The organism is Echinicola arenosa, from assembly GCF_014841125.1.
Lineage (GTDB): Bacteria > Bacteroidota > Bacteroidia > Cytophagales > Cyclobacteriaceae > Echinicola > Echinicola arenosa.
Map to the genome: position 1 here is coordinate 889,385 of NZ_JACYTQ010000002.1, position 17,766 is coordinate 907,150.

The 17,766-nt window shown below is 40.4% G+C and carries 13 protein-coding genes; 7 read left to right on the plus strand and 6 right to left on the minus strand.

The features are described 5' to 3' along the window. Positions 1–46 precede the first annotated feature (46 nt). Positions 47–943: a M20/M25/M40 family metallo-hydrolase gene (locus tag IFO69_RS08470; protein ID WP_192009628.1), complete on the minus strand. Its 897-nt coding sequence runs from the start codon at positions 941–943 to the stop codon at positions 47–49. 74 nt (positions 944–1,017) lie between these two features. Here IFO69_RS08470 and IFO69_RS08475 point away from each other — a divergent pair, with 74 nt between their 5' ends. After that, a complete protein-coding gene (locus IFO69_RS08475; protein WP_192009629.1) occupies positions 1,018–2,052 on the plus strand; it encodes an NTPase in 1,035 nt (344 codons plus the stop codon). Between the two features lie 70 nt (positions 2,053–2,122). Here the strand turns inward: IFO69_RS08475 and IFO69_RS08480 are convergent, their stop codons facing one another. After that, on the minus strand, positions 2,123–2,650 hold the full coding sequence (locus tag IFO69_RS08480) for a DinB family protein (protein ID WP_192009630.1): 528 nt from the start codon (positions 2,648–2,650) through the stop codon (positions 2,123–2,125). Between the two features lie 119 nt (positions 2,651–2,769). On the opposite strand from IFO69_RS08480, the gene gldD reads away from it, so the two are divergent. Beyond that, positions 2,770–3,351, plus strand: coding sequence for a gliding motility lipoprotein GldD (gene gldD, locus IFO69_RS08485; RefSeq protein ID WP_192009631.1), 582 nt, complete (start codon positions 2,770–2,772; stop codon positions 3,349–3,351). Between the two features lie 47 nt (positions 3,352–3,398). Then, positions 3,399–5,009 carry a glycoside hydrolase family 10 protein gene (locus IFO69_RS08490; RefSeq protein WP_192009632.1) on the plus strand — a complete coding sequence of 537 codons (1,611 nt, stop codon included), beginning with the start codon at positions 3,399–3,401 and terminating at the stop codon, positions 5,007–5,009. Between the two features lie 116 nt (positions 5,010–5,125). Here the strand turns inward: IFO69_RS08490 and IFO69_RS08495 are convergent, their stop codons facing one another. Then, positions 5,126–5,338, minus strand: a complete 213-nt coding sequence (locus IFO69_RS08495) for a hypothetical protein (RefSeq protein WP_192009633.1) — start codon at positions 5,336–5,338, stop codon at positions 5,126–5,128. Between the two features lie 503 nt (positions 5,339–5,841). Then, positions 5,842–7,623, minus strand: a complete 1,782-nt coding sequence (locus IFO69_RS08500) for a sodium:solute symporter family protein (RefSeq protein WP_192009634.1) — start codon at positions 7,621–7,623, stop codon at positions 5,842–5,844. A gap of 368 nt (positions 7,624–7,991) precedes the next feature. Between IFO69_RS08500 and IFO69_RS08505 the strand changes: the two genes are divergently transcribed. The 4 genes from IFO69_RS08505 to recG all read left to right on the plus strand — a co-directional run bounded on the left by IFO69_RS08505 (position 7,992) and on the right by recG (position 14,064). Further along, complete coding sequence (locus IFO69_RS08505; protein ID WP_192009635.1) at positions 7,992–9,062, plus strand: phosphotransferase enzyme family protein; 1,071 nt, start codon at positions 7,992–7,994, stop codon at positions 9,060–9,062. A gap of 304 nt (positions 9,063–9,366) precedes the next feature. After that, on the plus strand, positions 9,367–10,698 hold the full coding sequence (locus IFO69_RS08510; RefSeq protein ID WP_192009636.1) for a Gfo/Idh/MocA family protein: 1,332 nt from the start codon (positions 9,367–9,369) through the stop codon (positions 10,696–10,698). A gap of 106 nt (positions 10,699–10,804) precedes the next feature. Then, positions 10,805–11,800: a DUF2268 domain-containing putative Zn-dependent protease gene (locus IFO69_RS08515; protein ID WP_192009637.1), complete on the plus strand. Its 996-nt coding sequence runs from the start codon at positions 10,805–10,807 to the stop codon at positions 11,798–11,800. A 170-nt stretch (positions 11,801–11,970) separates the two neighbouring features. Next, the gene (gene recG, locus IFO69_RS08520; protein WP_192009638.1) at positions 11,971–14,064 is read left to right on the plus strand and encodes an ATP-dependent DNA helicase RecG; all 2,094 of its coding nucleotides are present in this window, start codon (positions 11,971–11,973) and stop codon (positions 14,062–14,064) included. A gap of 54 nt (positions 14,065–14,118) precedes the next feature. Here recG and IFO69_RS08525 read toward each other — a convergent pair whose 3' ends face one another. After that, entirely contained in the window at positions 14,119–14,775 is a 657-nt protein-coding gene (locus IFO69_RS08525) for a hypothetical protein (RefSeq protein ID WP_192009639.1), read from the minus strand. A gap of 691 nt (positions 14,776–15,466) precedes the next feature. Beyond that, positions 15,467–17,521, minus strand: a complete 2,055-nt coding sequence (locus IFO69_RS08530) for an alpha-L-fucosidase (protein ID WP_192009640.1) — start codon at positions 17,519–17,521, stop codon at positions 15,467–15,469. Positions 17,522–17,766: the final 245 nt, after the last annotated feature.

Here is a 17,766-nt window from a genome sequence, read left to right on the forward strand (position 1 = left end):
CTAATCGTCAAGATATTAATTAAATAATGATTAATTACCAGAAAATTTAATTTATGTTTTGATCCAACTCGATCGCGGCATCCAGAATTAACTTTACCACATTATAATAAAAATCTTGGTCCACCTTTTCGAAGGTATCCGAATCCTTATGATAATCGGCATGGTCTTCTACGCCAAAGTAAACAAAAGGAATCTTTTCAGCATGAAAAGCTGCATGATCAGAAGCACTTGTCCAATCATCATGTCCAGAGCCTGGTAAGTCATGACCAAACATCAACTTTACGGTTGACTTCTTGGCAGCAGCTTCCAAGTGAGATTTTAATTGGGGATAATGATGTGTCCCAGAAACATAGATTTCGTTCTTGTCGTTTCTGCTTACCATGTCCATATTGACGTTCAAACTCACTTGCTCTAAAGGAAAAGGAAAATCACGAACCAAAGCTTTGGCACCTTGAAGTCCCCTTTCTTCCGCATCCAATGCAGCAAATATCATAGAATGCTGAGGATGGTTTTGAGAAAAATAGGCTGCCATTGCCAATAAGGCTGCTGTACCTGAAGCATTATCATCAGCACCATTATAAATTTTTCCATCGCGCTCTCCCAAATGGTCATAATGAGCGGTAACCACAATAATTTTTTCACTTTCTACACCTGGGATAAAACCAACTATATTGGCAGCATTTTCCACCTTTTTATCTTTTCCAAAATCAAACAGCTGGGTATAGTCCTCATATTGACTGGTCAAACCTAGTGCTTTGAAGCGCTCTTTGATCAATTGCTGCGCTTTCTTACTGCCTTCACTAAGCACAGCTCTTCCCTTTAAATCATCTGAAGCAAGATATACGAAATCCTGCATCAGTTGTGCCCTATCGATTTCCTGGGCAGACAATAAGCCTGAAGAAGCAATGAAAAGTACTAAAATGAGGATTTTTGGCGTTCTCATGGGATTAACAGTTGATATGCATAAAGTATATCGGTGAAAATACTAATTTAGTCTTTTGGAACGATCAATTATCTATGAAATATATTTCGGCCTTATTTTTCACTCTGCTGCTGTCATTTCAAACATTCGGCCAAAGTCAATTACCAGATTACTTTTTAGACGGCAAAGCCGTAGTGCTGATCTCTTGCGCCCCTGATGCCAAGCCCATCATGGAATGGAAAGAAATCGCTGAAACCATCCACCCAGCATTGGTGGAAACAGGCGGTGACCCAATTGCCTATTATGAATTAGAGGAAGTGATTTTATCCGAGGAAATCCAAGCTGCCTATGCTAAAAACTTTGAGCAAAGAATGGTCAGAAATATTGTCACCATTACCCGCAAAAGCTCCGGAGATTTCTTTGTCAACATCATGGAATTTTCTGGAAATGGTAATTTGATCAAAGCCGGAAACCATTGGTCATTGAATGCTTCAGCAATAAGTGTCCTCAATGAAAACCTTATTGCGGCAGGCAAAGGACTACGTTCAAAAAACCTGATGGCTCTCGATGTTCCAGCCTTCTTGCCTCCCTTGGTAGGAGGTGGTGAAAACAGCAGCAGCCCATCAGGAAACCAAGGGCCAAGCCTACCTGCTTCAACAAGGTTCATTGCCAAAAACCCTCTCAACCTGGATGTCTTCAAATTAGGCATTCCTTTATCAGGAGCTTCTGGTGAAGCCGCTTTATTGACCCAGTTTCGCTATGACTTGTTAGGAAAATCTTCTGACCAGATCCTCGCTGCACAAAGGGCTGAAAAAGCAAGTTTGGAAAACATTTTGAAAGAATATTATCCTTATGAAACGGTTTTTCTAACAGAAATCCGATCCGCTGATGCCCTAATCAAAGACCGGATCCAATTTGTATTGATGCGAGTGGAAGGCAGGGAAGCTGACTTGATGGAAAGCATGGGCTTGAATTCCACAAACATTGAAGATCCAAATAGGATCGTTGTTAAATATTATATCAAATTTTTGGTCAGAAATGAATTATACACAGGCCCCGTTTGGGATGCTGACCCTGATGGAAAAACAGCTTTGATCAATTTCTTAAAAAATCTCAACCAAAAACAATAAACCCTTTTTAAACCCAAAAGTCCCCGAATGGCTAACGATTCAGGGACTTTTTCTTTAAGCTGTAGGGAAATTACCAGGCTCGGAACTGCGGGGGTTTAATGCCATTTAGCCTTAAATAAACTACTAAATTGCCCCTGTGATGGATACCATGGCTATCTATTAGGTTTTCAGCTCGACGGCGGGTAATCATTGCCCCACCAAATACTTCTATCTGCTCAGCCAGTTCATCTTCAGAAAGTCCCTTACAGGTTTCTGCAACATAATCGAAAGAATATTCCACAGCTTTTTTTAGATCTGCTTTGGTCATACTGACACCTTCCATATCCATGGTCGGGTCAGCACCTCCAAGAAAATTCTTGGCCATCATTACGTTTCCACCAGCTAAGTGCATGACCATTTCGCCAAAACTGTTCACTTCTTCAACAGGCTTAAACCCAAGCTTGTCTTCGGGAATAGCTTCCAATATCTCAACTGTATAGCCTTTCATGGTATTCCATTTGGCCAAAAACTCTTCTTGGGTGGTCTGTGCCTGTAGGGCATAAAAAGAGGACGTGCTTAGAATAAACACTAAAACTAGGGTTTTGAAAATCTTGGTCATGGTTTTTAGGTTTTGGTTAAGCACCTAATTTCGTGAAGTTTAATCATAAAACGTAGGATATGTGGCAAAATAATAGGCATTAAAGAAGAGTATCTTATCTATTTTCTATCTTTGGGGATATGAAATTCAGGAATATTTGTTGGATTATATTGTTCGTGATAGTGAGCTGCGACAAAACCTACTTACCCAAACCAAAGGGGTTTAACCGCATTGATTTACCTCAAAAAGAATTTGTAAAACTAAATGACAACTACCCTTATCAATTTGACCTTCCTGAAATAAGCACAGTTGAGATGGATTCCTTTAATCTTGAAGAAAAAAATTGGATCAACATCAGCTATCCTACTTTAGGCGCAAAAGTTCACCTTACTTATAAGGCCATCAACAACAACCAAAACAATTTGAAAAGCTATTTGGATGATGCCTTTAACTTAACCGCGAAACACCAAGTAAAAGCCTACAGCATAGAGGAAGGTGTGATCAGAACACCAAAAGGTTATACAGGAGTGGTTGCCGAGTTAAGCGGGGAAGTGCCCACCCAATTCCAGTTTTTTGTGACCGATTCAACCAGTAATTTTCTAAGAGGAGCCCTATATTTTAATACAGCCGTGAAAAATGATTCCTTGGCACCTGTCATTGAATACATCAAAAGCGACATGATGCATTTGATCAACACCCTTAAATTCAAAACTAAGGACTGATTTTTGTTTATTAATGGCTTATTCTAAACCAGCTTGACCATAACTCCATGAAATTTTCACTTCAAAGCATAAGCTATTTTGCTTTTCTGATTTTATTCGCTTCCTGCGCGGGGTCAAAAAAAATCCATCAGCCGAATGACGCCCCAGTTCCTCAAGAGGCTCCACCTATAAGTCATTCAAGAGAAAATACTGTTGCTACCCCTTCGGATCAACCTGAGACCTTACCGTTATTTACTGCGCCTTCCAGGGAAATGAGAGGCGTTTGGATTGCCACCGTGGCTAATATTGACTGGCCTAGCTCTGGAAATGACAGTTTCGAAAAACAAAAAATGGATTTCCTGCAAATCTTGGATTTCTATCACCAGCGCAATTTCAATGCTGTATTTGTTCAAGTAAGGGCAGCAGGTGATGCTTTTTACCCTTCTGACCTGGCCCCGTGGTCCAAATTTTTAACTGGAAAAGAAGGACAATCCCCAAAAACCTCCATGGATCCACTCAAATGGATGATCCAAGCTGCCCACGAAAGGGGAATGGAATTTCATGCTTGGCTGAACCCCTACCGTGCAACCTTCAACCTCGACACCAAAGAGTTGAGCCCAAAACACGATTACTTCCGTCACCCTGACTGGATGATAACCTATGGTACCAAGCGTTATTATAATCCCGGGCTTCCGGCAGTCCAAAACCATATCGCAAGCATTGTCAAAGAAATCGTTCAAAAGTATGATGTGGACGGCATCCACTTTGACGATTACTTCTATCCCTACAAGATCAAAGGGCAAGAATTTGCAGATCAAAATGCCTATCGCCAATATGGAAGAGGGAGCTCTTTGGCCGACTGGCGCCGCCAAAATGTGGACCAACTGATCCGGAAAACAAGTGAAATAATTGATTCGGAAAAGCCCTGGGTAGCTTTTGGTGTAAGCCCATTTGGGGTTTGGAGAAATAATTCTCAGGATCCAAGAGGCTCTGCCACCAAAGCAGGTCAAACTAACTATGATGATCTATACGCAGATCCATTGGTATGGATAAAAAATGGTTGGGTGGATTACATCGCACCTCAAGTATACTGGAGTATGGACCATGACGCTGCTTCCTACCGAACGCTGCTGAAGTGGTGGTCCGATAAGGCTCAAGATACCCCTATCTATATCGGAAACGGATCCTACAAGGTACGGAATGATGGAGATGAAGCGTGGACAAGTACTTTTGAGCTACCCAATCAAGTGGCCTATGCACGTACAATCCCAGGAATAGAAGGCAATGTTTTTTTCCGTGCCCGCTCCCTGATGGGAAACAACCGGGATGTGGCCAATTTGCTCCTTCAAAATGTATATGCCAGTCCAGCTTTGGCACCTTCCCAAAAGGTCCTTTCTGATGTCATGTCCAATATTGAGCCTCAGATCAGCAGCAAACACCTTTCCGCCAGGGGACTTCAGTTGCAAATTTCCAATGCCTATCTCTCTAAAGAAGTAGTCCTCTATGGCTACAATAATGCTGGTAGATGGGAATTGGTGGAAAACCTACGGACAAGTGGCTCTTTTGATGGAGAGACCTTTGTCTTTAACCATCCTGCCATCCAAAACTATCCTTTTCTAGCGATTGGATTTTTGGGGAATTATGGTGAGCTCTCCCAGCTTAAAATTTGGAAACCTTGAGTCAATTATCTAAAATCAGTTAATTGAATGGACCTTTTTGATTGACTTGAGTTGCATTTTTGGCTGACCCACGCATTTCTTCCCGGACTCCAGATTGCAGCATATATATTCTGGAATCAGCGATTCATACCAACTCTTGGTGAGGTCTTTTGGAGTGTTATCTCCTGTTTCCTACCGCCACTCAAGCAACACTTGGTGGATTTCTGCCCAATCTTTTGGTAGACAGAATCTACTGCCAAATTATAAAGCTGGAAAGGATCATTTGCAATATCATAGAATTCTTCAGAAGATCTTGGTGTCACAAAAATATCTACTTGAATGGCCGGCATCTCGCCTGCTTTATGAAGCGCTTCAAAATCCTGATAGAAGGACTGGTCACTACATCCAATGGACCAGACTACGGAATTTTAAGCCTGGAATTTAGAATATACAGGTATTTTCCAGACCAAACCATCTGCTTGTGTGCCTCATAATCATAGCCTTGGGTCTTCAGAAATTCGGGAAGAGACTTCATATCCAAAGGAAGCTCAGTTTGGAGCTCTGCCGCACCAGTATTTTGTGGGTAACGACCTGCTAAAATTGATTTTAGCTAGAACTGCAAGAGCAGGCCGTCAAATGCACATTTTTAAAGCTCAAGCCATCAGCAGCCATTTTGTCAACTTTCGCTGTTTTGACCTAAGCAAGACCATAACAACCCGAATCATCCCGCTCATATCATCTTCAATGATGATAATAAAATTTTAAATCAAACTTTTCAGACCAACATCCGACAGAAACGACAAAAGCCGCCCAAATGGACGGCTTAGTTAATACCGATTATAAATCTGGCGTGTCAAAACAGCTTGATCTTGCTCCAGCTTCTGATCAAAATAGTGAAGGCCAAAGCACTCACGATTGAAGCAATAATAGCTGACATGGTATTGTCATATAGCCAGAATCCTATGGCAAACAAGGCAGAATAAATTGCTACCGAACCTGTCACCATTAAACCTATTTCGAAAGGCAACTGTCCCTGCTCTGCTTCTACCTCTGGATACCTATCCAATAATTTTCTCCAACCATAGGCTGCCGGCTTCACTTTTTTATAAAAAGAAAGTAAGATTTCATCATTTTCTGGTTTGGTCACCAAGGTAACGATCACCCAAGTGGCCGTGGTCACACTGACACCATAAAGTAGCTTCAAATACTCCATTCCTTCTGGAATATTGATGATACCAAACTTAGGGTTGATGGTCTCAAAGAAGATGGCCACAATAAATGATATGATCATCGCTGAAATCTCCGTGTAAGCATTGATCCTCCACCAGAACCATCTTAAAATAAAGATCAATCCAGTACCTGCACCAATCTGAAGCAAAATATTAAACGCTTCAAGTGCATTGGACAAGGCCAAAGCCAGTAGAGCGGCCAAGCCCATCAATACCACTGTTGAGATTCTCCCCACATTAACCAACTCCTTATCAGAAGCATCAGGCTTTACAAATCTTTGGTAGAAGTCATTTACCACATAAGAGGATCCCCAGTTCAAATGTGTAGAAAGAGTAGACATTACCGCTGCAATCAAAGAGGCCAATACAATACCAATCAATCCAGTTGGTAAGTAGGTCAACATGGCAGAATAAGCCAAATCATCTCCCAATTTATCCGCAGGAATATGTGGGAAAGCTTCCTTCATATCACTGATCTGCGGAAATACCACCAATGAAGCCAAGGCAATGATGATCCATGGCCAAGGACGAAGCGCATAGTGGGCTACATTGAAGAATAAGGTTGCTCCAATTGCATTCTTTTCATCTTTGGCAGAAAGCATCCTTTGGGCGATATAACCACCACCACCTGGCTCAGCACCTGGGTACCATGTTGCCCACCATTGGATTGCGATAGGCATCAAGAACAAAGGAATCACCAAGTTCATGTCATTGAAATCAGGAAGAAAAGATAACTTGTCAGACACATTTGGGTGAGCCAACAAGTTGTCCAAAGATCCAATTTCAGGAAGGTCCAAAATATAGATTGCAGCACCGATTGCACCGGCCATGGCAATGAAGAACTGGAAGAAGTCAGTCAACAAAACCCCTTTTAAGCCACCCAAAGAACTATACACAACTGTCACAATTGAAGCAATCAATAAAGTTTGCACTGGGCTTAGTCCAAGCATCACCCCACCAATCTTAATAGCTGCCAAAGAGACGGTGGCCATGATCATCACGTTAAAGAAAACTCCCAAATAGATTGCTCTAAAACCTCTTAAAAAAGCCGCTGCTTTGCCTCCATACCTTAATTCATAGAATTCCAAATCAGTATTGATTTCAGACCTTCTCCAAAGTTTGGCATAAACAAACACAGTAAGCATACCGGTCAATAGGAAACACCACCAAGTCCAGTTACCAGAGACACCATTATTCCTTACAATATCCGTAACCAAGTTAGGGGTATCCGCTGAGAAGGTGGTAGCAACCATGGAAACACCCAAAAGCCACCATGGCATACTTCTGCCAGATAAGAAGAAGTCCTTAGAACTTTTACCTGCAGATTTTGATGTAAACACGCCTATCAGCAAGGAAATGATGAAAAAGGCCGCAATAATGCCCCAGTCAATTGGAGAAATGTTCATAATATCCTAATGTATTTAGTGATTTAGTAAAATCGGTAACTTACTTTTTTTGGGTGCGTTTAAGCTGTTAAATGAAGTTTTATAAAATTTTACATTTAATAAAACGCACTTTTGAAATAAATTTCACTAATGTATTCAATTATTCATGAATTACAAAAAGTGAAATCTTGTTAACTTAACTTTAATTTTCCCAAAGAAAATAAATATTGACGAAAACATATATTAATACGCTTATTTTTTATTTTTGCGTTCGGTTTACGCAATAAAATGTTTCAAATTCTTTTGAATTATAAATTTCAGGTTGTACTTTAAATTTGAAATGGTAAGCAGAGCTGACCTTTTAGTAAACTTAAGGCGTTATCAAACTAATGATTGAATTGAATATGAATGCGGTAATAGGTCAGCTTTTGAAGCACTATGGACAGGAAGAGGAAGTTACTGAGGTTAAAAAATATGGCTCCGGTCACATTCATAAAACTTTTTTAGTGGATATTCCTTCCCAGCAATATATTCTTCAAAGCTTCAATCGAAAAGTCTTTCCTTTCCCAGACCGCATCGCAGGTAATTTACAGCAAGTAAAAACCCACCTCCATGGAAAAAACCTGGAGTTTAACTTGCCCCTTCCCATGCGCACTACTGCTGGAAAGTTATTTACTGACCATGAAAACGTCTTTTACAGGCTGTTTCCCTTTGTAGAGGGAAAATGTATTGACAAGGTAGAAAACCCAAAGCAAGCTTACCTGGCCGCTCAAGCTTTTGGAGGATTCATTAAAGCTTGTGCCGGTATCACTACTGATGGCTTAGAAGAAGTTATCGAAGGTTTTCATGACCTTTCCCTTCGCTACCGACAATTTGAAATGGCACTCAAAAACACTCAAATTGAACTGTCTGGGGAAGTATTGGACATGGTGGAGTTTTATAAAAAGCAAGTGCTTCTTGTAAGGAAGTACAAACATTACGTTGAAACACTTCCACTTAGGGTTACACACAATGATACCAAGATCAACAATGTCATCTTTTCTGACGACTTCAGCAAGATAAATGCTGTAATTGATCTGGATACTGTTATGGCGGGTTATGTCTTTTATGATTTCGGTGACCTGGTGCGTACAGTGGCCTGCACTGAAGAAGAAGGCTCTGTCGAATGGGACAAGATCGATATCGACCTTGACAAATACGCAGCTTTGCTTCAAGGCTTTGTCGAGGCCATGGACTCAGAACTATCGGCAGAAGAAAAGGAATCATTACCTTTTGGAGGAGAAATGATGGCCTGTATCATGGGACTTCGCTTTCTTACGGACTATTTAAATGGCAATATCTATTATCCAATCAGTTACCAAGATCATAATTTGCATCGCTCTAAAAACCAGGCACTCTTGCTTCAAGCCCTCCAAACCAAACGTAAATCTATCTCTCTTTTATTGGAAAAGGTCCAGTAAAAACGTTCAATACCGAGCTAAAGGACCATATTACCACCCTTAAATCTTCTCTCCGGATTTAACTACCTCTTTGTACCCAAGAGTATTTAACAATTTTTTTCACTAGAGCTAAGCTACTTTTTATAGTTTTATCACTGAAAAAGACAGGTTTATCAAGGTTTTAATCCAAAAGAATAATCTTTAAAGACTTTACTTATCTCTAGTTAGATTACTTATTTTTTTTTGTATCTTGGGTATATTATTGCAAAAAGTTAGATTTACGGAAGAAAATAATGGCTTTAACCATATAAATAAACAGTACCCCATGAAAAAAAGAACATTTCTTAAAAATACGGCAGCGCTTGCCGCAGTATCTATGCTTCCTGGATCAGTTTGGTCCATGGCAAAAGGTAAAAGGCTCCGTACGGCACACATAGGTATATCCAATATGGGTATGGCAGATTTGAAAGCCATCGCTTCTCATAGCTTAGTGGACGTAGTGGGCTTATGTGATGTGGACAGCAACGCTTTGGCAACCGCAAAAGCCATGCACCCAAAAGCAAAAACCTATGCGGATTACCGTGAAATGCTCAAAGAAATGTCAGATGAAATCGATGCAGTAATTGTATCCACTCCTGACCACACGCACGCCCCAGCTTCTATGTTGGCCATGGAAAAAGGCAAACCAGTCTATTGCCAAAAACCTTTGACCCATCATGTAACAGAGGCAAGGGCAATGAAAAAATTTGCAGCAGATAACAATATCATTACCCAAATGGGTATCCAGGTACACTCCTTCTATGACTATAAGCTAGCAACACACCTAATCCGTGAAGGAATCATCGGTAAAGTGAAGTGCGTTAGGGCTTGGTCTCCTAAAAACTGGGGCTTTGATGGAGAGGCTCCTGAGGGATCTGATCCAGTACCAAGTACTTTAGATTGGAACTTATGGTTAGGCACTGCCCCTGAAAGAGAATACAAAAAGGGTTATTACCACACAGGAAATTGGAGAAAAGTATTGGACTATGGCTGTGGTACTTTGGGCGATATGGGTGTCCATATCTTTGACACTCCTTACAATGCTCTGGAACTTGATGTCCCAATGACCATCAAAAACAAATGCCGCAAACCAACCGGATTTGGCTTCCCTGAGCACAATGAAGTGACCTATACTTTCCCTCAGACCCCATATACCACCGAAACCTTGAAATGGGTATGGTATGATGGCCCTGGAGCACCTGCTAAGCACAAAGACTTGAAATTGCCCAATGGAGATGAACTGCCTGGCCAAGGCGCCATGTTTATTGGTGAAGATGGAAGACGTCTACTGCTTCCTCACTTTATGCAACTACCTAAGCTAATTGTAGATGGTGAGTATAAAGAATTGGATCTTAGTGGCACCGAACATATTGGGCAGCCTGTGAGAGATTATGACAGTGAAGGAGAAAAGCATTACCACCAGTTTGTGGATGCTTGCTTGGGTAAAGATGAGACCAGCGCTCCGTTTGATTATGCAGCAAGGCTGACGGAAACTATTTTGTTAGGAACTATTGCCGGTAGATTCCCGAACAAAACACTTCACTGGGATGCCAAAACAGCCCGATTTGCAGAAGAAGAAGCCAATGCACTATTGGATGCACCATACAGAGAATTTTAATATGTATTAGTTGATTGATTTAAAAAGGGGGCTTCGGTCCCTTTTTTTATGCACTAATTGACCACTATCCATTTGACTTACTCATAAGTGAACCTTAATTTATGTTATGAAAAAGTCTCTATTCCTTGTTTCTTTATCCATCATACTTTTTACACATTGTCAAAAGGCCAGGCAAGAAAGCGTTTCAGAAGATATTTTTGACCGTGTAAGACACCTGCCAGACAGTATCAAAATAAATGACATCACCATTTATTACCTTTTCAAGTATCAAATCCTGGCCCACCGCGAAAACAGCTATGACAGCACCATGGTCATCGAAAAGGTTTTTGAAAGACATCCTAAAATCTGGAAGGAACTCTATGGGGTACTTTTTGATTCTGTCCGATTTTCCACAGAAGCAGGAATGATCAGTTGGAACAAAGACATCTATCAAGATCACTCGGATACAATTGAATCAAGAATAGATCAGTTACTTGAAGTAAATTTTGATTCTACACTTAAAGCAAGCTTGACAGGATTAAAAAGACTGACTGGAAGAAGCCCTGAAAATGTAAAACTGAGTATCATATTGTCCCCAGTAGAAGGAATCGGCTTTGGGGGAATGGAAAATGATGCTTTTATCCTTGACCTTTTGGATAGTAATTTCGATGTGATCAACATGGTAAAAGAAGGCATTCCGCATGAACTGAACCATTTCATTTATGAGCCTACCCGTGCAAATGACCCTGACAAAGACAGTCCCCTGCGTTTATGCATTGATGAAGGCTTTGCTTGTTATTACACCTATCGCTATTTCGATGGAGGAATTTCAAAAGCACAAGCCGTAGAGCAGATGAGTGAAGCCGATTGGCAATGGTATCTTGATCATGAAAGGGAAATATATGAACAATGTGCACCATATTTCTTTCAATCCGGTGAAGACGACCCTTTGCGTCAATTGGGAAAAGAAATGGGTGCTCCCAAAACATTATTTTACTGGCTTGGCTTTAGGATCATAGAAAGCTATGTCCAAAATCATGGCAAAGATTCATGGAAAGAGATCTATGAATTGCCTGTCAAAGATGTCTTGCAGCAAAGTAACTATGCCGAATCTTTAAGGTAAAGTCAACTTACTTATTCTATTAAAAAAGTATAAGTGAGCACAGCAATAACCTTAGCTAAATAGTCCAGCATATATAGAGAATTGCCAATAATCGCTAACATCTATAGCTTTTCACACGATTAAAAATTAATTTGTGGCCTAATTTAAACTGACACCAAGAAAGGAGTACATTGCCGGGATTCTTTGATACCAAAATTGAGTTTCTAAGGGGCGTAGGACCACAAAAAGCCGCCTTGATCAATAAGGAACTTAATATTTTTACATTTGGAGAACTTCTTCAACACTATCCTTTCCGGTATGAGGATCGCACAAAATTCTACAAAATCAACCAAATCAATGGGAACCTGGAACACGTTCAGGTTATTGCTAAAGTCCGACAACTGGAAACAGTTGGTTTGGCCCGAAAAAAACGATTGGTCGCCTACATCGAAGATGATACTGGCGAGATGGAACTTACTTGGTTCAAAGGCATCCAATGGGTCGCCAAAAAACTCTTGCCCGGAGCCATTTATATTTTCTTTGGAAAACCTAACCAGTATGGCCGCAAATTTAGCATTGCCCATCCTGAAATGGAACCTTTAACAACAGCCCAAGAAGAAAAAAGCTCTTTTCAACCAGTTTATCCTACAACAGAAAAACTTCGGGTAAAGTACCTGGACAGCAAAGGTATTTCCAGAATTATGGCCACCTTGGTCCAAAATGCATATCCACAAATTCAGGAAACATTACCTGACGATGTCTTACGTCGTTTTAACCTAACAGCCAAAAAGGATGCCCTAAAGCAAATTCACTTTCCCGACGATCCAGAAAGGCTAAAAAGGGCCAGATTTCGGCTAAAATTTGAGGAATTCTTCTTCGTGCAGCTAAGGCTTCTCAAATTAAAATTGACCAGAACTGAAAAATTCAAAGGACAAGTACTCACACAAATTGAGCTGCTCAACCAATTTTATAAAGACCATCTTCCCTTTGACCTTACCAATGCACAAAAAAGAGTCATCCGCGAATCCTATAATGACATGCGCTCTGGCAAGCAGATGAACCGGCTTATCCAAGGCGATGTGGGCAGTGGCAAGACCATTGTTGCTTTTATCTGTGCACTGATCGCCATCAGCTCTGGAGCACAGACTTGTCTAATGGCCCCTACTGAGATTTTGGCCACACAACACTTTGAAGGACTTAAGGAGTTTGCTGATATGATGGGGCTGCGTATTGATCTTTTGACTGGCTCTACCAAAAAATCAGTGCGCAAAAGGATCCATGGGGAGCTTTTGAATGGGCAATTGCATATCCTGATCGGCACACATGCCTTGTTAGAAGATGTGGTGCAGTTTCAAAATCTAGGACTGGCCATTGTAGACGAGCAGCACCGCTTTGGAGTAGCACAGCGCGCCAAGCTTTGGGCTAAAAACAAAAATTACTATCCTCATGTCTTGGTCATGACCGCTACGCCCATTCCAAGAACCTTGGCCATGACACTATATGGAGACTTGGACATCTCGGTTATCGATGAGCTTCCCGCAGGAAGAAAGCCTATCCAAACTATCCATCGCTTTGACAAAGACCGACTGAAAGTCTTTGGTTTTATGAAAAAGGAAATCGAATTGGGCAGGCAAATCTATGTGGTCTATCCATTGATCGAAGACTCTGAAAAAATGGACCTCAAAAGCCTGATGGATGGTTATGAAAGTATTTGTCGGGCTTTTCCCCAATATCCTGTTAGCATCGTCCACGGCAATATGAAACCTGCCGATAAGGAATTTGAGATGCAACGTTTTGTAAAGAACGAAACCAAAATCATGGTAGCCACCACTGTGATTGAAGTGGGAGTAAATGTACCCAATGCTTCAGTCATGGTCATTGAAAATGCAGAGCGCTTTGGCTTATCCCAACTCCACCAGCTTCGCGGCAGGGTTGGCCGGGGAGCAGAACAGTCTTACTGTATCCTGATGAGCAAATATGAACTTTCCAAGGATAGCCGTGTAAGGCTGGATACCATGGTAAGGACCAATAACGGTTTTGAGATTGCTGATGTGGACCTCAAACTTCGCGGACCGGGCGATCTGATGGGCACCCAACAAAGTGGGGTAGCCGACCTGCTCATTGCAGACCTCAGCAAAGACGCTCCTATCCTGACCATGGCCAGGGATGCTGCTCAAGCACTTATCCAGGAAGACCCAAATCTACAGCTTCCACAAAATGCCATGGTTTTAAGGCAAATCAAAAACCAGAAGAAACACGCAGTCAATTGGAGTAGGATTAGTTGACCTGCTATTTTAATTCATAAAGCGGAGCAAAATTTGCTCCGCTTTATGAACTGATTATAGTGTATATGTTAAGGGAACTGTAAACCCATAAAATGTAAAACTAGCATTATTTCCCCCTGAAAATATTGCATTTAAATTAGGGTTAATACCTAGTTTCCCAAATTTTACATAAAATCCTATGGAGCTTAAGGCCCCTAATCCTTGAGAATTTCTTCTATCATAAATGTCGACACTAGATTCTGATGAATTATCATTATAAGCCACGATAGTTTCCTTGTAACTAAAGACGCCAATGGCAAATTCGGACGTCAATCCAAAGTGCTCTCCATTTAATTTTGGGCTTATACCTGCATAAACCCCTCCTCCATTTATCTTATAATCGTTCGAGGTGTTTGAACTATAGGTACCTATTGAAGAAGCTCCCCATTCATAAATTGTTCCAACTATAAGGTCAAGATAATCCCTCTTTGTAGGAAGGCTAACCTTCAAATTCACTCCATTTAGAATTTCATTTTCTGGAGTTAATACCTTATTCGGAATTTTAAAGTCATAATACGCATCTTCATTTAAACTATTAGAATGGAATGAAGGTCCAATTGAAAACTCTATTTTTTTTGAATCAGTAGAACTTTGAGCTTTTGCATTATTAAATACAAAGCCTAATCCTACTAAAGACAATACCAGTGCTGTTTTTTTAAATTTAGTTGTCATCTTCACTAATTAATATTTTTACTCCATAATTTGCTCCAGTAACCCATGAATCTGGATCATCATAATAATTCAAGTAAGCATTTCCACATTCTTCACTTTTTGCTTGAACTGTATATTGGTAATGTATTCCAGCTTCAATATTTTAGATCTTTTGATCAAGTGTAGTACAGCTAAAAACTAAAAATTGAATTAGCATACACACAGCTAAAAAGCGTGGTTTCTTTTTAATAATCATGGTTGATTTAAATAATTTTTAAAATTTAAGTGTTTGTCAAAAAAGCTTTTTAGTAGCCTTTTTCTAAAAAATTCGAAAGGATCCTTGCACGAATTAGTTCCAAACTTAATATAGATAGATTAAAAAAAAAACCACATTAGTGATTCTTGGTTTTCAAATCTCTTTTAAAAAAATTTTGTCTCAAAAATAATGTTAGAAAAATTAAGAAAGATGTAGAAAGGTTGATGAACATTTCTTTCAAAAAAAATATTCTATATTTAGGCAAAGTCCTTAATATTTGCACAAAAACAACACAAACTAATATTGAATATTTTTTTATTAACAGGTGATATTTATTAAATCTCTTCGTTTTTACAAAACGAGCTCCTTTTTATTAGATGTTTATAAATGGCTAAAATAAAAAAAACCACCCCCAGATAAAATCTGAGAGCGGTTAAGTATATAAACCAGTTTTATTTATTTCGTAATTATACCGATCTCCGCAAAGGAGGCGTCTTTTCCATCCAAGGTCTTAGTAGCCTTTAGTTTGATAAACCTAGCTGGGACGGCATCAAAGCTTATTTTCTGCTCTATTGGGCTGTTGGCAATGTTTCCAAACTCTCCACTGCTGACAGTTTTCCAACGCTTACCATCTGTGCTCACGGCAAAATCATAATGAGAAATCACGCCAGACATATAGCGGTTTTGCATAGGCATATAGGTAAAGCCTTTTAAGCTTACTTCCTCAGCCAAATCGATCACTATCTCATCACTTTCACTGATGTAATTGGTGTAATCATTTTCATCTATTGCTTGCTCTGTATTTTCTCCACCATTCACAACTTTCCAGTTGGCTTTGGCCAAATCCAGATCAGCCCTGCTAGGCTCACTTACTTTTCCAGCTGCTTTGTCCACAGCAATGGCCTTGACCGTATGGGCAGTTTTGATTTCAAACGCTCCCTCATATTTGTTAGAGCTTTCGGAAGGGTCACTGCCATCAGTGGTATAATAAATATCCACTCCTTGGTCAGGCACTTCCAAACTCACCATTCCTTCTACTGTTCGTTTTATTTCAGGAGCTAAAACTACCTTCGGTGCATTATAGATGGCTACCTTTGAAATCGTAGGTGCAGCTTTCGCATCTTTTACAGTGAACTTTACTGCAGTAGCAGTCACATCAGGAAATCTCAAAATCCGCTTGTAACCTATGGTAGTTTCATCAGCAATCTGCTCCCAACCACCTTCTGTCTCGGCCTCCACAGTAAATGCTTTAACCCTTTGTCCCAAAGGGATGTACTCCTGAACCAAAAAACGATTAAAGGTAGTCGGCTCACCAAATGAAATGGTCAATGCCCCAGAGACTTCTCCATCAGCTGTGGCCCAGTAAGTTGCTGGATCATCATCCAAGACCATCTCCGCTTCAAAGCCATGGCCTCTTTCCACTGTAGCTGAAACATCCAGATCTGCACTTGCCAGGTTATTGGCAAAATCCTCCTTCACTTTCTCAGCCAACTTCAACACTTGCTCCACATCCCGTTCATGAATCAAACCTCTCTTATCAACAGGGAAGTTGAGTAGAAATGAACCATTGCGGCCTATACTCTCATAATAGATGTCCAAAAGCTTAGGCAGTGATTTCACTTTATGATCTTCATATTCGTGATAATACCAGCCTGGACGAATGGAGACATCCACCTCAGCAGGAACCCAGTGCGTTCCATCTTCCTGACCTGAAGAGTACTCAGAAGAATATTCCGGCATACCGCCATAAATTTCATCACGCAATAAGTTTGACCAAGTGGTTTTGTAAGCATGCCCTTCTTCATTTCCTACCCATCTGATATCTGGTCCAGCATCACTAAAGATCACCGCATTGGGTTGAAGCTCACGAATGATTTTGTAGGTATTTTCCCAATCATAGTAGCTTTTTTTATCTACTCTTCTTTCTTCATTGGCTCCACCGTAGTATCCGGTGCCACCATTCGCACCATCAAACCAAACTTCAAAAACATCCCCATAATTGGTCAATAGTTCACGAAGCTGGGCACGGAAAATCTCAATGTACTCTGGCGTTCCATAATGTTCATTGTTCCGGTCCCATGGAGATAGGTAAACACCAAACTTAAGACCGTATTCTTTACAGGCCTCTGATAGTTCACGAAGTACGTCACCTTTTCCGTCTTTCCAAGTCGAGCTTTTCACAGAATGATCTGTAGTGGCTGTTGGCCAAAGACAAAAACCATCATGATGCTTTGCGGTTAAAATAATCCCTTTCATCCCTGCCTCTTTGGCTACTCTAGCCCACTGTCGACAATCCAACGCTGTTGGGTTAAATGTATCAGGATCCTCACCACCCATTCCCCATTCTATATTGTTGAAGGTATTCATATTGAAATGGACAAAGGCATAATATTCCATGTCCTGCCAAACTAATTGTCTTTCTGAGGGTACTGGTTCCACCGGGGCAGGTGGTGCTACTTCCTTGCTCTGACAGGCAACTGCCAGAAGCAATAATGCTAGATATTTTTTCATTATGGGGTTTTAAGGTTGATCTACTAATATAAGTATTTGTAAAGTAGGATGAATGTATTTTAACTGCTTTAGAAAACTTTTAGTAAATAACTGCAAAAATTGTATGTATTAAGGCAGAAGCACTAGTCTTAATCCAAAAATATTCAATTATAGATCTTGAACCATTTATATAAAAAATTCAAAGATCTTCGGAGATTGCTAACAAATTAATGTCCTTTTGGCTTCTTTTGGTTAGCATTTATATG

What these genes read in the sequence shown, in the direction of transcription:
- IFO69_RS08470 (WP_192009628.1), bottom strand. Translation starts at nt 943, where the DNA reads ATGAGAACGCCAAAAATCCTCATTTTAGTACTTTTCATTGCTTCTTCA.
- IFO69_RS08475 (WP_192009629.1), top strand. Translation starts at nt 1,018, where the DNA reads ATGAAATATATTTCGGCCTTATTTTTCACTCTGCTGCTGTCATTTCAA.
- IFO69_RS08480 (WP_192009630.1), bottom strand. Translation starts at nt 2,650, where the DNA reads ATGACCAAGATTTTCAAAACCCTAGTTTTAGTGTTTATTCTAAGCACG.
- gldD (WP_192009631.1), top strand. Translation starts at nt 2,770, where the DNA reads ATGAAATTCAGGAATATTTGTTGGATTATATTGTTCGTGATAGTGAGC.
- IFO69_RS08490 (WP_192009632.1), top strand. Translation starts at nt 3,399, where the DNA reads ATGAAATTTTCACTTCAAAGCATAAGCTATTTTGCTTTTCTGATTTTA.
- IFO69_RS08495 (WP_192009633.1), bottom strand. Translation starts at nt 5,338, where the DNA reads ATGCCGGCCATTCAAGTAGATATTTTTGTGACACCAAGATCTTCTGAA.
- IFO69_RS08500 (WP_192009634.1), bottom strand. Translation starts at nt 7,623, where the DNA reads ATGAACATTTCTCCAATTGACTGGGGCATTATTGCGGCCTTTTTCATC.
- IFO69_RS08505 (WP_192009635.1), top strand. Translation starts at nt 7,992, where the DNA reads ATGATTGAATTGAATATGAATGCGGTAATAGGTCAGCTTTTGAAGCAC.
- IFO69_RS08510 (WP_192009636.1), top strand. Translation starts at nt 9,367, where the DNA reads ATGAAAAAAAGAACATTTCTTAAAAATACGGCAGCGCTTGCCGCAGTA.
- IFO69_RS08515 (WP_192009637.1), top strand. Translation starts at nt 10,805, where the DNA reads ATGAAAAAGTCTCTATTCCTTGTTTCTTTATCCATCATACTTTTTACA.
- IFO69_RS08525 (WP_192009639.1), bottom strand. Translation starts at nt 14,775, where the DNA reads ATGACAACTAAATTTAAAAAAACAGCACTGGTATTGTCTTTAGTAGGA.
- IFO69_RS08530 (WP_192009640.1), bottom strand. Translation starts at nt 17,521, where the DNA reads ATGAAAAAATATCTAGCATTATTGCTTCTGGCAGTTGCCTGTCAGAGC.